Here is a 14,997-nt window from a genome sequence, read left to right as displayed (position 1 = left end):
GATAATTGGAAGGAGTGCGTAAGTTATGTCAACATTCAAAAGAGTACATCTGATCGTTATGGATTCTGTAGGTATCGGTGAAGCACCGGATGCGGCAGAATTCGATGACTACGATGTGGATACGTTTGGTCACATTGCACGTGAACGCGGAGGTTTGAACATGCCGAATATGGCAAGTCTCGGACTGTCCAACATTAAAGAAATTGAGGGCATTCCTGTCTCGGATGCACCCAAAGCGTATTATACCAAAATGCAGGAAGCGTCCCGAGGCAAAGACACAATGACAGGCCATTGGGAGATCATGGGCCTCTATATTGATACGCCATTCCGCGTATTTGAGAATGGCTTCCCGGATGAGCTGATTCAACGAATCGAAGAGAAGACAGGCCGCAAAGTCATTGGAAACAAACCGGCCAGCGGTACGGAAATCATTGATGAGCTTGGTGAAGAGCATGTGAAAACCGGAGCGCTGATTATCTATACATCCGCGGATTCCGTTCTTCAGATCGCAGCACATGAAGATGTGGTGCCGTTGAAAGAGCTGTACGAAATTTGTGAATTCTGCCGGGAGATCACGCTTGATGATCCATATATGCTGGGCCGTATTATAGCTCGTCCGTTCGTTGGGGAAGTGGGTAACTTCAAACGTACAGCGAATCGTCACGACTATGCGCTCAAACCATTCGGCCGTACGGTGATGAATGAGCTTAAGGACGGGGGATTTGATGTCATTGCCCTTGGTAAAATCGCAGACATCTATGATGGTGAAGGGGTGACCAAATCTGTCCGTACAGTGTCCAACATGGATGGCATGGACAAATTGTCCGAGACGATGGATGAAGAATTCACCGGGCTTAGCTTCCTGAACCTGGTAGACTTCGACGCATTGTTCGGTCATCGCCGTGATCCACAAGGATATGCTCAAGCACTTGAGGATTACGATGCGCGTCTGCCAGAGATTTTTGGGAAAATGACCAACGATGACCTGCTGATCATTACAGCTGATCACGGTAACGACCCAACGTATCGTGGTACGGATCATACACGTGAGTATGTGCCACTGCTTGTGTATTCCCCACGCTTCACTGAAGGTAAGCAGCTTGAACTGCGCAGTACATTTGCAGATCTTGGTGCTACGGTAGCCGATAACTTCGGTGTTCAATTGCCGGAGTATGGTACAAGCTTCCTGAAAGATTTGAAATAGGTTACCGTTGTTTACCGAAATCAAGGTACAGTATTTGATTTTAAAATAAATTGGACAGGTTCACCGGAGCAGCTTAGGCTGCCCGGGACCTGGCATCACTATATTAATGGATAAACTGGAGGAGATTTAACCATGAGTACACATATTGGAGCCAAACCCGGAGATATCGCAGAAACGATCCTTTTGCCAGGAGATCCATTGCGCGCTAAATATATTGCGGATACGTATTTGGAAGATGTCGTTTGTTATAACGAAGTTCGCGGAATGCTGGGCTTTACGGGTACATATCAAGGAAAACGCATTTCGGTGCAGGGTTCAGGCATGGGAATTCCATCGTTCGCCATCTATGCCAATGAGTTGATTAGCGAATATGGCGTCAAAAACCTCATTCGCGTGGGAACATGTGGAGGTATGCAGGAGCACGTGCGTGTTCGTGACGTCGTTTTAGCTCAAGCGTCCTGTACAGACTCCAGCATGAACAAGCTTGTGTTTGGCGGGTATGATTTCTCCCCAATCGCAACGTTCTCCTTGCTGAAAGAAGCGTATGACCGCGCGACAGCAAAAGGCATGAAAATCCATGTGGGTAACGTATTCAGTTCCGATTCGTTCTACCGTGACGACCGCTCTGTTACCGAAAAATTGATGCAGCACGGCGTATTGGGCGTGGAAATGGAAACGACAGCACTGTACACGATCGCAGCGAAGTTTGGCGTCAATGCATTGACTATTCTGACAGTAAGCGACCACTTGTTAACCGGCGAAGAAACCTCTGCCGATGAGCGTCAAAAAACATTCAACGACATGATGGTCGTTGCACTGGAAACAGCAATCACGCTGTAAATTACGCTAATATCCATTGATTTGAATTGAAACTTTTGGTGAGGCACGTAGTGGAGGCACCGGAATCAATTCTGAAGAAGCGAAGCGTTCGCCTTTGTCTCCGAGTTTTTCACCACCACAATAACACACAAATTTACACGATAACGGAGAGGGCAGAATAAACCTGAAGAAGCGAAGCGTCCGCCTTTATCACCGGATTTCCCCCTTTGAAGGAGGGAATCAAGAAATCCGGGGATAACAGCGGTCGGAAGGTTGTTCTGCCATCGGAGTGACCGTGTAAACACTCACCACAACAAAGGAGAGATCATCATGAGAATGGTAGACATTATTGCCAAAAAACGTGACGGAAAAGAACTGACAACAGCTGAAATTGATTTTGTTGTTCAAGGTTATACCCAAGGAGAAATTCCGGATTATCAAGTCAGCGCTTGGGCGATGGCCGTTTTCTTCAAGGATATGACGGACAAGGAACGTGCGGATCTAACGATGTCGATGGTTAATTCAGGGGAAACAATCGATCTATCCGCCATTGAAGGCATCAAAGTAGACAAGCACTCCACCGGAGGCGTCGGTGATACAACGACATTGGTACTGGCACCGCTCGTTGCCGCACTGGATGTTCCTGTAGCGAAAATGTCCGGACGCGGCCTGGGTCATACCGGCGGAACGACAGACAAACTGGAGTCCGTTGCCGGTTTCCACGTTGAGCTGGAAAAGGAAGAATTTATTAGACTCGTAAATGAACATAAGGTAGCAGTTATCGGTCAGAGTGGTAACCTTACCCCAGCTGACAAGAAGCTCTATGCACTCCGTGACGTAACAGCAACAGTTAACTCCATTCCGCTCATCGCCAGCTCCATCATGAGCAAGAAAATTGCTGCAGGTGCTGATGCCATCGTACTGGATGTAAAAACGGGTGCGGGTGCATTTATGAAAACGACGGAAGATGCAAAAGAACTGGCACATGCCATGGTCAGCATCGGTAACAATGTAGGGCGTAAAACGATGGCTGTCATCTCCGACATGTCTCAACCACTGGGCTTTGCGATCGGTAACGCGCTTGAAGTGAAAGAAGCGATTCTGACGCTGCAGGGCAAAGGACCGAAAGATCTGGAAGAACTGTGTCTTGCACTCGGACGTCAAATGGTGTTCCTTGCTGGCAAAGCAGACTCCTTGGAACAAGCGGAAGAGAAATTGAAAGAAGTGATCCAGAACGGGAAGGCACTGGAGAAATTCAAGCATTTCCTGGCCAACCAAGGTGGCGATGCGTCTGTCGTCGACCATCCGGATCGTTTGCCACAGGCGAAATATCTGATCGAAGTTGAAGCTGATCAGGACGGTTATGTCGCTGGAATCGTTGCGGATGAGATCGGAACCGCTGCGATGCTGCTTGGTGCAGGTCGTGCTACCAAAGAATCCGAGATTGATCTTGCTGTAGGCTTGATGCTGAACAAAAAAGTTGGCGACAAGGTCAAAGCTGGTGAATCGCTGGTAACGATCCATGCCAATCGTGAGGATGTGGCAGACGTGATCGCGAAGATCAAAGAGAACATTACCATCGCTGATCACGCCGATGCCCCTGTGCTCGTTCATGATATTGTTACAGAATAATCAATCAGAGCCCCCGAGTACAATATATCTTGGACTTGAATTGCAAAACCCGAAGCCGTGGATTCATGGCTTCGGGTTTTTTCTCGTTCAATGAATCTGAGACTCGGTCTGGGCCTTAACTTAGGTTTATACCAGACCTTTCCTTTCATTTGCCTTTGAGTTTATCATAAGCCATTACGGAATCTGCATTGGTATAAATATAAGGCGTGGATGGCTCGGAAACAGCAGTAATTTTCGCTGCCCGGATCTCAATGGTATCTTTGCCATTCACCTGCGCAGAACCGATGCTGCCATCAATCTGTACCCAGCTGTCGGTAGGGAAGCTATCGGCTTCAGGGATGTGGATCATTACGCCAAATGGCGCTGCATCTGCTGGACAGCACATGACGAGGAACCGCCCAAGTGCAAAGTGTGATTCATGATCCATACTTTCATCCCGATAGACAAAGCCCGTAAGGGAGATCGGCTTGCCTGCAAATTGTCGTTGAAACATGTCAATCGTTCCAAGCGTTTCCGAGAAAATCTCAGGATAGACTTTGATAACTGGTTCTGCATACAATCTTTCCGCTAGCTTAGCAAATTCACGGCTGTATTCATCAGGAGGTATGAATTGGACTTTACTCGCTGACCCAGATGCAGCAGATGATTGGTTCTGGGCAAAATCTTGAATATTCAGGCTGGCAGCTTCTTCTGGTGCAGGTTCTTTACGCCGAATTTCCGGAGGAGCGTAAGACAGCGACATGCCTTTCTGACTGGCCATGGAACTGCCGAGTGCCTGATCCGGCAGCAAAAAGCCGAGCAGCAGTGGAAACAGGATTAAGCCGTAGGTCACCAAGCTTCGAAGCTCTCCAGACGGAGGTGGATGTTCACAATCGCAATGGACCTGGCCATGACCGAACAGTCCATGCCAAGCCATAATGACCGCGATGAACATGAGTGGTATGGGACAGCATAACAGCAAACGCTGCATCGTAGGTGCCAGATAATAATGTAAAGAATCAATCTCCTTCAAATGGAAGATGTATACAGCAAGACCACCAATCCATACCGCACGGATTAATGAATGCCACTGGATGGAGTGCCTCCTTGGATTGTGACTATAGGCGTGAAAGGATGCAGGCTGAATCATCTAATCACCTCTTTTCAATTCTCAATGAAATGAACATATTCGCTACACCAGAAGGTTAATCAGCCAAGATCCAGCGAAGACGAGAACAATAATGGCTATGCTTAACCCAATGACAAACCTTGTGCGGAAAGTGGACAGCAGCATCAGTGTGCTTTTGAAATCGAGCATAGGGCCCAGAACAAGAAATGAAACGAGTGGACCGAGAGCGAAGGTATGCGAGAATGCAGAAGCCACAAATGCATCGGAAGTCGAACAAAGAGACAATACATAAGCAAATCCCATCATAAATACATAGGAGGCAACCGGTCCGTTCCCCAGCGCAATCAAGTCATTTCGACTAATAAACGTCTGTATGCAGGCTGTAATCAATGCACCAATGACCAAATACTTGCTCATATCGACAAATTCATCTCCGGCATGGATAAAGAAGCTGCGCCAGTTTTTCTCATGGTTATGGTCGTGGTCTTCGTGCTTAGGTGGGTGTGCCATTTTAAATGCGGAGTGAGTCTTGACCTCTGTCACGGCAACCTTAGCTTTGCGCAGAGGATTCTGCCGTACAAACAAATATACCAACAAGCCAATTGAAGCCGCGACGGAAAAGGCCAGTCCCATGCGGGCAATCGTGATTTCGGGATGTGATGGAAAAGCGAGCAATGTTGCGGTAAACACGATCGGATTGACTACTGGGCCGCTAAGAATAAATGTAACTGCAATGTATGCAGGCATGCCTTTATGCATCAAACGGCGAACAACCGGTATCATGCCACATTCACAGATGGGAAATATGATGCCGAGTAAACCAGCCACTAATACTCCACCAACAGGGTTCTTTGGTGTAAGCTTGCGTACCATTTCTTCCGACACGAACCACTGCATGAGTGAAGAGAGCAGTACACCGATAAGTAGAAAAGGGGCAGCTTCAAGGAAGATACCGATGAATACGGTTTTTATATTTTGCAAAGCTTCGCTGTTCCACGCCTGTTTCAGATCAGAGGACATCGTGATGAGCACGGGAACAAGAAAGGCGCAGGGAACCAGGATGGACAGGAGCTTCATATTGGCTGCAAGCTTCATACAACAGACCTCCACAACCGGACTTTTAGTAATCTATATGCTTGTACCTTAAGCAACATACGCAGTTTGGTCTTTTAATCATAAATTTTACGATTTATTCATTGGTATTGAATCGAGAAGTTGACAAGCGAAAGTTAAGTTAAGTATAGTGTTGATTGTTAATCGTAATATTTACGATTAACAATCAACCCAAAAAACATATTGGTTCTTCCTTTTTATTAAAGAACCTTGGAGTGGAGGAATAGACTTGTCTGAAATACAAGAGAATCCCCGGGTACCCGTAACCGTATTAAGCGGATATCTGGGCGCAGGCAAAACAACCTTATTGAATCATGTGATACATAATCGGGAAGGTATGAGAGTCGCCGTAATCGTAAACGACCTGAGTGAAGTAAACATTGATGCCGGGTTAATTCGAGATGGAGGCGGATTATCACGTATTGACGAGAAGCTTGTGGAGATGTCCAATGGCTGTATCTGCTGCACGCTTCGGGAAGATCTCCTGAAAGAAGTGGAACGTCTCGCTCTGGATGGTTCTTTTGACTATATCCTGATTGAATCGACGGGTATTGGAGAGCCTATTCCCGTTGCACAGACGTTTACCTATATCGATGAAGAACTTGGAATTGATTTAACGAAATTCACTAGGCTCGACACCATGGTAACCGTTGTGGATGCGGCGCAGTTCTGGCGGGACTTTTATTCAAAAGAAACATTAATGGATCGGGGTCAGGAAGCAGGAGAGGGCGATGTCCGGGGAATCGTGCATCTATTGACCGATCAGGTTGAATTCTGTGATGTGCTGATTCTTAACAAGTGTGATCTCGTCTCTGAGGAGGAATTGCTCAAGCTGGAAAAGGCTCTGCATGCGATGCAACCCGAAGCCAAGCTGATTCGAACGTCTCACGGGCAGATTGATCCGAAGGAGATATTGAACACGGGACGGTTTGATTTTGAAAAAGCGAGTCAGTCTGCAGGCTGGATCCGCGAATTGATGAAGGAGGAGCACACCCCGGAAACGGAAGAGTATGGCATTCACTCGTTTGTATACCATCGGAAACGTCCGTTTCATCCGGAACGATTGCTGAGCTGGATTGCCAAGTGGCCGGAGAGTATTGTCAGATCCAAGGGGTTGATGTGGCTGGCTACACGGAACCATATGGCTATTTCCTTCAGTCACGCAGGCACCTCCAAGCAACTTGGACCAGCTGGCTTATGGGTGGGTGCGATGAGCGAAGAGGAACGGCAGATGCATTTTGGAGATACGTTGCCAGCCATTCCGGATTGGGATGATACATGGGGAGACCGGGTAACGAAATTGGTATTTATCGGAATTGATATGGACAGGGCAGAGATTGAGCGAACATTGGACAATACTTTGCTTACCGAAGAAGAGATGCAGCTTAACTGGCGTGAACTGAAAGATCCCTTTCCATCATGGGGTTGACAATAGAAAAAGGATAGGATAGTATCATTAAACAGTAATGATTACGATTAAACAATAGGAGGTCACAACCATGAGAGTCATTGTAACTTTAGCTTGTACAGAGTGCGGGGATCGCAACTATACCACGACGAAGAACAAACGTAACCACCCGGAGCGTCTTGAAATGAAAAAATATTCACCACGATTGAAGAAAATGACGATACACCGGGAAACGAGATAAATTTTTTTGTCGTTTTTAAATCGTAATACTTACGAAAAGAGGACCTACCATGATTCTATCTTCCATGCGCGACGTGGTTTTTGGATATGGCAAAGAGCCCGTCATTGATCAATTATCGCTGGATATTCATGTGGGCGAGTTTGTAGGCGTTACCGGACCTAATGGTTCGGCGAAGACAACCATGCTGAAATTGCTGCTGGGGCTGTTACAGCCCTGGAGCGGCACGGTACATATGAATATTCAGAACAACAATGGCAACAAACTGGAGATCGGATATGTGCCCCAGCAGGTGGCATCATTCAACAGTGGGTTTCCCAGTACAGTCATTGAACTGGTGCGATCGGGATGTTATCGCAAGCTTGGTCTATTCCGAAAATTCTCACCCGAACAGGAAGCCGTAGTCGAACGCAGTCTTCGGGAAGTCGGCATGTGGGAATATCGCAATACACGGGTAGGCGAACTGTCGGGTGGACAGAAGCAGCGCATCTGCATCTCCAGAGCTCTGGCAGGACAGCCCCAAGTTCTAGTTCTGGATGAGCCGACAACTGGCATGGACCGCCGCAGCCGGGAAGGCTTCTATGATCTGATGCGACACTATGCAGATGTCCATGGATTGACCATTATTATGGTGACTCATGGCCTCGAAGAGATGGCCAACCGATTGGACCGGACGATCACCATGGAGCGTCAAGAAAGTGAGGAATGGCAGTGTTTGAGTACGAATTCATGCAGCGAGCCTTTTGGGCAGGCGGACTGATTGGCATTATTGCTCCGATTCTTGGGGTCTACCTGATGCTTCGGAGGCAGGTGCTGATGGCCGATACGCTGTCCCATGTTTCTCTGGCGGGAGTGGCCCTTGGTTCGGTCATGAATCTCAACCCGGTAATCTGCGGATTTGCAATTGCTGTCATTGGTGCGTTACTGGTCGAACAACTGCGGAGAAGCTATCGTACATATAGTGAAGTGCCAGTGGCGATTATCATGACCTCAGGCCTGGCACTGGCTGTGGTGCTTATGAGTCTGAAAACAAATTTGTCCAAGACCTTCAGTTCCTATCTGTTCGGTTCCATCGTTGCAGTCAGCAATGCTCAGTTATGGATGATGGCAGCTGTATGCGTCATAGGGTTAGTTTTTTTCATTGTACTACGGAGACCGTTATATAATTTGACATTTGATGAAGAGACAGCCTCTATTGGGGGCGTTCAGGTCAGAGGTTTATCGTTTGCCTTCGCCGTAATGATAGGTCTGACGGTTGCTTCGGCCATGCCGATCATTGGCGTACTGCTTGTATCCGCATTGATTGTGCTGCCAGCTGCGCTGGCACTTCGAATCTCTCGCAGCTTCGCTGCTGCATTGGTCATTGCCGTCATTACCGGGTTAATCGGCATTTTTGGCGGATTAACGACATCTTACCATTTGAATACACCACCAGGCGGGACGATCGCACTCATTTTGCTGGCCTTTCTATTGACTGGAATATCAGCACAAAAGCTGATTCAACTATACAATCGTAAACGGTACCGCAAGGAAGTAAAACAGCAGCGCGCAAGGATATTAATACAATCAAGGGAGAATACACCACATGAAATTCAGTAAAAAATCAGCAATGGGGCTGCTTTTCAGTCTCACACTTATTGTAGCAGGTTGCGGACAAACCAAACCCGCATCCGATTCGGATGCAGCTTCAACAAGTACTCCTGCGGCAACTGAGAAAAAATTGAACGTACAGGTTAGCTTTTATCCGATGTATGAGTTCACCAAAAATGTAGCAGGAGATTTGGCTGATGTACATACACTCGTTCCTGCTGGTATGGAGCCTCATGACTGGGAGCCAACACCTCAGGATATTGCAAGCATCGAGACAGCAGATGTACTCGTCTATAATGGTGCTGGCATGGAATCATGGATTGATCAAGTAAAGGATAGTCTGAGTAATGACAAGCTGGTACAAGTTGAAGCAAGCCAAGGCATTGATCTGCTTGAAGGCGTAGAAGACGGCCATCATCATGGGGACTCTAGTGCAGATGAACACGACCATGATCATGCAGATGAAGCAACGACAGAAGAGCATGATCACGAGCATGGGGAAGAAGCTGCTACAGAAGAGCATGACCATGAACATGATGCCGGCAAAGAAGAAGGGCATTCACATGATCATGGCGGACTTGATCCGCACGTTTGGTTATCACCTGTTCTGGCTGTTCAGGAAGTGCGGAACATCGAAGCTGGACTGGCACAAGCTGCACCGGAACATGCCGAACAATTCAAGCAAAATGCGGATGCTTACATCGCTAAGCTGGAGACACTTGATCAAGAATTTAAAGCGGCTGTAACCGACAGCAAACGGAAAGATTTCATTACACAGCATGCAGCGTTCGGCTATCTTGCACAGCAGTATGGACTGCAGCAAGTACCTATCGCCGGGTTGTCTCCCGAGCAAGAGCCATCTGCAGCACAGATGGCATCTGTAATCGATTTTGCCAAGGAACATCAGGTCAAAACGATTTTCTTCGAAACACTGGTATCTTCCAAAGTATCCGAGACCATCGCCAGTGAAGTGGGTGCTAAAACAGCAGTATTGAATCCGATTGAAGGATTAACTGAAGAGGAGATTGCTGCGGGTCTGGACTACATTGGTGTAATGAAGCAGAACCTGGAGGCCCTCAAACTGACTCTGAATGAATAATGAAAACCCATTTGATACCAGTCATCGAAAAAGGTACAATGGTACAACATGCTGAGGAATGGCCGTGCCATTCCTTTGCCTTTTGCCACGAAAAGAGCACAGCGATGTGCTCTTTTCGTTGTGTAAGATGCTATCGGAGGACCAATGGGGTAGGAGGAGAAGCTTATGGGTCCAAGTGAAGAACAGGAAGTATTGCTAAGTCAGCAGCCGCCTCATCTATGGAGAAGACGCAAGCAGGAGCTGCTGCACTGGACGGAACGCGATAAATATACCGTGTCTGCGAAGAAAACGGTATTGTGGAACGGTGTAGAAATAGATGCGGAGCTGCACGAAGCCTTATCCTTGCTTCAGCAAGCTGGCGTTGCGACCGAGTTTTCATGTGCCGGAGTGAGTCCGCTAGATGAACCGGTAGACCATTCGTTATATGCTTATGTTACACTAGTGCAAAGTGAAACCGCTGATCAATTCGTCCAATATGCACTGAAGCATATGCGAAATCGGCTGCTCGTTACGCTCGAGGTCGAGAAGGGACGTTATGATTTGTCTTCTTTCTTCATTGGGCATAATCGCAGCTTCTGCTGGTGGATGGAATATTGTGCAGCCCACTTTTCCATGAGAAACGAGAAGAGGGCTGATACGTAGTATAACGATGGGCATGTTTAGTCGGTGATGGGGAGGGAACACGGAATTGAATAAATGGCTCAAAACCATATTGTTTTTGGTGGCTTCAGTTTTTCTAACACGTTTTATTCCGTTTTCTTCGTTGTTCCGGAATCTGGACACAATGATTCATGAATTCGGCCATGCTTTAATGACCCTGCTGTTATCCGGAAAAGTATTACGAATCGAATTATACGCTGATCACAGCGGTGTCACATACTCATCTATGTTAACACCAGGCAGATCAATTCTGGTGTCATTGGCAGGATATATCACGGCCTCCCTTTTTGCATGGTTGTTATTTTATCTATACCGCAAAGGGCTGCATATGTGGGGGCTGGGTATCATGACCGCTGTAGCACTGGTTTCTCTTTTGTTATATGTACGAGGAGAATTCGGCATGTTATGGCTTACAGGCTTCATTGCTCTGAATGTCGTGATTATGATCTTTGGCGCCAAAATCGTGAAGTACTACTATCTGTTACTTGCTTTCTTGACCCTGGAAGAGTCTGTGGTTAGTGCCATGTATGTCGGTTTCATGTCCTGGACACAGCCTTCACGGGCAGGGGATGCAGCAAATCTGGCTCAACAGACGTTCCTGCCAGCCCTGTTCTGGGGTACACTCTTTGCCTTGTTTGCGCTGTGGTGTGCAAAGGGGGCGCTGAGTCTGTTTTTCCGCAAAGAAGGTACATCTCGCAGTCAACGTTCACGTGGTGTACGTTCGCGAAACGCCTAAATGCGTTCAAAAAGGCACTTCCTTTTGCGATAAAGGAGGTGCCTTTCTGCATCATTTGTTATTTTGCATACCACTAATCTCCGAGATTCTCCCATAGAACGTAGAAATAATAAATCTCCTCCATAATCGCCTGATCATCTTCAGCGGCAACGCCTCCCCTAATTCGTGCAAGGGTACCCAGAATGTCGTAAATGGTCTCACGTTCCACACTAAACTGAATACGATTGACGATACGGTCCCAGGCTTGCAATGCATATTCAATTTGAGACTTGGCCTCAGTCCACTGTTTTTTCTCCACTTGCTTTTCCAAGGTTTGTACGGATTCAAGCAAGCGATCCTGTGTACCAAATGGTTTTTTGAGAAATGACCCTGTGGCCATGATGGCTACAAACAGAACAAGCAATAATATGGGTAGTACATACAGCAACCAGAAACGTGTTTTCATTCAACCGCCTCCATGCAGATAGTAAAAGAAAATTAGAAGGGTCCCTTATAATCACCCATATCCGTTTTTTCTGAGAATTGGTCTTCGAAAAGATCGACATACAATTTATCGTTAGGCAAGATTGCCGCAAAAGCAATGTCCTGGATCGTAATGTTTTTCTTTTTTAACTGTTCAGTTAGCCAATTCATGTCCTTGTTTCTCTCTTTCAGATTTTGCTTGATCAAGACACCATCAATAATGAGCTCGGTCATCAGTTTGCTTTTTGGAGGATGCATATGCATGTCCTTGGCTGTAACTGGTTGATTCTCGGGTTTCAAAACGACGGAGAGACTGCCGTCCGGTTCAAGAATTGCGTAATCCAGTGTCGTGATGTCAAATACGTCTTTTTGACGCAGCATCATGGTCAATTCATCGAATTTCACTCGCATTTTATGCAGGTTCTGTTCAAGGATTTTACCGTTCTGTATGACAACGGTAGGATCAGAATCCATCAGCTTGGAGATCGTTCGATTTTTAAGTGTTATGTACTGAAAGATAATCGTAATGATTGTAAAAATGGTTAGCGCGACGAAATGAATCCAAGCCTTGGAAGACAAATCAGTAGCGAAGGTTCCCGCAATGGAACCAATGGTAATACCGTTAATATAATCGAAATACGTAAGGTTACCCATTTGTTGTTTGCCGAGCACTCTTGTATAGATGATCAGGGTCAAAAAAGCAATTATGGAGCGTACAGCCACAACCCATGTTTCTTCCATCATGTATGTATCACCTTCCTACACTTGGCGTACTTCAACATCATTTCAAGCTGCCAATGGTTATTGTTGACTAGTACAAGCTTTTCTCTCGGCTGGATGATCTTATTCGGAAAATGAAAAAACCCGAAACCAGGATACACACTCCTGATTACGGGTCGTTATTACATGTTAATAATTAATTTTAGCGCTTTATTATTAAGGTAGCCTATATAGAAGGATCAATCAGGCCATTAGACGCCAGCATAAGCCATAAATCCTCCGTCAACGGGGATAACCGTGCCGGTGACGAATGCAGACTGCTTCTCATCCGCAAGCCACATGAGCGTGCCCAGCAGGTCTTCAGGCTTCCCAAACCGGCGCATTGGCGTATGTGCAATGATTTTGCTGGAACGTTCAGTAGGAGAGCCATCTGGATGAAGCAGCAAATTCCGGTTTTGTTCCGTAAGGAAAAATCCTGGTGCAATGGCATTAACCCGGATTCCCGATTCGGCAAGATGGACTGCCAGCCATTGCGTGAAATTGTTAATTGCAGCCTTGGCTGCACTGTACGCAGGCACTTTGGTCATCGGCGAAGGTGCACTCATCGACGAGATATTAATGACTGTTGCAGGCACATCACGATCAATCATTTGTCTTGCAAAGATCTGGGTAGGAATAAGGGAGCCCACAAAATTCAGATCCATGACCTGACGGAACCCATCCACACTGACGTCAAAGAACGTGGTGACATCAGGCTGCTCGAGATCTTCCAATCTGAAAATTTCATTCGTGGTATTGGCACTGGCGTGATTACCGCCTGCGCCATTAATCAGGATATCGCATGGACCCAGCTTTTCCTGTACCGTTGCCGCCGCGGCCTTCACACTGTCCACTTGGGTTACGTCACAAGCAACGGCAATGGCGGTTCCGCCAGCAGCTTCAATTGCGGCAACAACTTCTTCTCCTTTGGAAACCGTACGATTGAGAATGGCCACACGGGCCCCGTGACGAGCAAGTTCTTCGGCCATGGATCGGCAGAGGACACCGGCACCACCTGTAATTACCGCTGTTTTGCCTTCCAGACGTGAAGATGTTTCAAATACATAGTCACTCATGCTTTTGTCCTCCTTTGTAGCGAATCCCAGACACCCCAGAGATACATGATACCCAAAGCACGATCGTATAGACCATAACCAGGTCTGCAATGTTCGCCCCAGAGGTGACGCCCGTGATCGGGTCTTGCATAACCTTCAAATCCAATGTCGTGGTAAGCTTCAACTACACCTGCAATATCCACGTTCCCATCCTGGCTTCGATGTGAAGTCTCAATGAAGTCACCGTTATCATACACTTTGACATTACGAATATGGGCAAACGGAATCCGGTCACGGAATTCATGAATCATACCAATAATATCGTTATCCGGGTTAGCTCCAAGAGATCCGCTGCACAGGGTTACAGAGTTGTAAGGGCTATCATAAAGATTCAGATATCTACGCAGGTTATCCTGGCTGATAATGATCTTTGGTAAACCGAAAATAGGCCATGGCGGATCATCCGGGTGGATCGCCATTCGAATGCCAAGCCGCTCAGCCGTAGGAATGATCTCCTGTAGAAAATATCGGGCATGCTCCCACATATCTTCCTCGGTCACATCCTTATAAGCTTCGAACAGACCAGTCAGGTACTGCAATCGTTCCGGTTCCCAGCCTGGCATCGTTAAAGCGGAATTTTCGGTTATGCGCCGCACAAGTTCCAGTGGTTCAATATCTGCGAGCTTGCTGCTTTCATAGAAGAGGGCAGTGGATCCGTCTTCCATTTCCTTATGAAGATCCGTACGCAGCCAGTCGAAGATGGGCATAAAGTTGTAACAGATTACTTTTACGCCGACCTGAGCGAGTTTTTCCATCGTTTTTTTGTAATTGTCGATGTATTTGTCCCGAGTAGGCAGGCCCAGTTTGATATCTTCATGAATATTGACACTTTCTACTACATCCAAATGCATTCCTGCACGATCGGCTGCCGCTTTGACAGCCAGAATTTTGTCCATGGGCCATTCTTCGCCTGCCGGAACATCATGCAGTGCCCACACAATGCCCTCCACTCCCGGAATCTGCCGAATATGATCCAGCGTTACCGTATCATTGCCTTCGCCAAACCAGCGAAAAACCATTTTCATCACGTTCACCTCATCAAGTGTAATTAGAA

General features: G+C 46.9%; 16 protein-coding genes. 10 read left to right on the top strand and 6 right to left on the bottom strand.

What is annotated here, in order from left to right:
• The first annotated feature begins 25 nt into the window (after positions 1-25).
• From deoB to ABIC22_RS24400, 3 genes are all read left to right on the top strand, one after another.
• Entirely contained in the window at positions 26-1,204 is a 1,179-nt protein-coding gene (deoB, locus tag ABIC22_RS24410) for a phosphopentomutase (RefSeq protein WP_127540116.1), read from the top strand.
• A gap of 132 nt (positions 1,205-1,336) precedes the next feature.
• Complete coding sequence (gene deoD / locus ABIC22_RS24405; protein ID WP_354484442.1) at positions 1,337-2,044, top strand: purine-nucleoside phosphorylase; 708 nt, start codon at positions 1,337-1,339, stop codon at positions 2,042-2,044.
• 309 nt (positions 2,045-2,353) lie between these two features.
• Positions 2,354-3,655: a pyrimidine-nucleoside phosphorylase gene (locus tag ABIC22_RS24400; RefSeq protein WP_127540112.1), complete on the top strand. Its 1,302-nt coding sequence runs from the start codon at positions 2,354-2,356 to the stop codon at positions 3,653-3,655.
• A gap of 145 nt (positions 3,656-3,800) precedes the next feature.
• Here the strand turns inward: ABIC22_RS24400 and ABIC22_RS24395 are convergent, their stop codons facing one another.
• Together ABIC22_RS24395 and ABIC22_RS24390 are read right to left on the bottom strand one after the other, a co-directional pair.
• Positions 3,801-4,784 carry a TIGR03943 family putative permease subunit gene (locus ABIC22_RS24395; RefSeq protein ID WP_354484440.1) on the bottom strand — a complete coding sequence of 328 codons (984 nt, stop codon included), beginning with the start codon at positions 4,782-4,784 and terminating at the stop codon, positions 3,801-3,803.
• A gap of 42 nt (positions 4,785-4,826) precedes the next feature.
• The gene (locus ABIC22_RS24390; RefSeq protein ID WP_354484439.1) at positions 4,827-5,858 is read right to left on the bottom strand and encodes a permease; all 1,032 of its coding nucleotides are present in this window, start codon (positions 5,856-5,858) and stop codon (positions 4,827-4,829) included.
• 247 nt (positions 5,859-6,105) lie between these two features.
• On the opposite strand from ABIC22_RS24390, the gene ABIC22_RS24385 reads away from it, so the two are divergent.
• From ABIC22_RS24385 to ABIC22_RS24355, 7 genes are all read left to right on the top strand, one after another.
• Positions 6,106-7,305, top strand: a complete 1,200-nt coding sequence (locus tag ABIC22_RS24385; RefSeq protein WP_354484437.1) for a GTP-binding protein — start codon at positions 6,106-6,108, stop codon at positions 7,303-7,305.
• Between the two features lie 70 nt (positions 7,306-7,375).
• Positions 7,376-7,525, top strand: a complete 150-nt coding sequence (gene rpmG, locus ABIC22_RS24380; protein ID WP_036613813.1) for a 50S ribosomal protein L33 — start codon at positions 7,376-7,378, stop codon at positions 7,523-7,525.
• A gap of 49 nt (positions 7,526-7,574) precedes the next feature.
• On the top strand, positions 7,575-8,282 hold the full coding sequence (locus ABIC22_RS24375) for a metal ABC transporter ATP-binding protein (protein ID WP_354484434.1): 708 nt from the start codon (positions 7,575-7,577) through the stop codon (positions 8,280-8,282).
• Entirely contained in the window at positions 8,228-9,121 is an 894-nt protein-coding gene (locus ABIC22_RS24370) for a metal ABC transporter permease (RefSeq protein ID WP_354484432.1), read from the top strand. Before ABIC22_RS24375 ends, ABIC22_RS24370 begins: the two co-directional genes overlap by 55 nt.
• On the top strand, positions 9,108-10,211 hold the full coding sequence (locus tag ABIC22_RS24365) for a metal ABC transporter substrate-binding protein (protein WP_354484431.1): 1,104 nt from the start codon (positions 9,108-9,110) through the stop codon (positions 10,209-10,211). Before ABIC22_RS24370 ends, ABIC22_RS24365 begins: the two co-directional genes overlap by 14 nt.
• A 165-nt stretch (positions 10,212-10,376) precedes the next feature.
• On the top strand, positions 10,377-10,853 hold the full coding sequence (locus ABIC22_RS24360; protein WP_354484429.1) for a hypothetical protein: 477 nt from the start codon (positions 10,377-10,379) through the stop codon (positions 10,851-10,853).
• A 46-nt stretch (positions 10,854-10,899) separates the two neighbouring features.
• Positions 10,900-11,607: a M50 family metallopeptidase gene (locus tag ABIC22_RS24355; protein WP_127540094.1), complete on the top strand. Its 708-nt coding sequence runs from the start codon at positions 10,900-10,902 to the stop codon at positions 11,605-11,607.
• Positions 11,608-11,680: 73 nt separating this feature from the next.
• Here ABIC22_RS24355 and ABIC22_RS24350 read toward each other — a convergent pair whose 3' ends face one another.
• The 4 genes from ABIC22_RS24350 to uxuA all read right to left on the bottom strand — a co-directional run bounded on the left by ABIC22_RS24350 (position 11,681) and on the right by uxuA (position 14,968).
• Positions 11,681-12,052: a DUF4363 family protein gene (locus tag ABIC22_RS24350; RefSeq protein ID WP_127540092.1), complete on the bottom strand. Its 372-nt coding sequence runs from the start codon at positions 12,050-12,052 to the stop codon at positions 11,681-11,683.
• Positions 12,053-12,084: 32 nt separating this feature from the next.
• Entirely contained in the window at positions 12,085-12,813 is a 729-nt protein-coding gene (locus ABIC22_RS24345; protein WP_127540090.1) for a DUF421 domain-containing protein, read from the bottom strand.
• A gap of 227 nt (positions 12,814-13,040) precedes the next feature.
• Positions 13,041-13,904 carry an SDR family oxidoreductase gene (locus ABIC22_RS24340; protein WP_127540088.1) on the bottom strand — a complete coding sequence of 288 codons (864 nt, stop codon included), beginning with the start codon at positions 13,902-13,904 and terminating at the stop codon, positions 13,041-13,043.
• Positions 13,901-14,968 carry a mannonate dehydratase gene (gene uxuA, locus ABIC22_RS24335; RefSeq protein WP_354484426.1) on the bottom strand — a complete coding sequence of 356 codons (1,068 nt, stop codon included), beginning with the start codon at positions 14,966-14,968 and terminating at the stop codon, positions 13,901-13,903. Before uxuA ends, ABIC22_RS24340 begins: the two co-directional genes overlap by 4 nt.
• Positions 14,969-14,997: the final 29 nt, after the last annotated feature.

The sequence above is a fragment of the Paenibacillus sp. PvP094 genome (genome assembly GCF_040546835.1).
GTDB classification, from domain to species: Bacteria; Bacillota; Bacilli; order Paenibacillales; family Paenibacillaceae; genus Paenibacillus; species Paenibacillus illinoisensis.
Note: the sequence above shows the minus strand (reverse complement) of the source record. Positions and strands in the feature narration are given on the sequence as shown.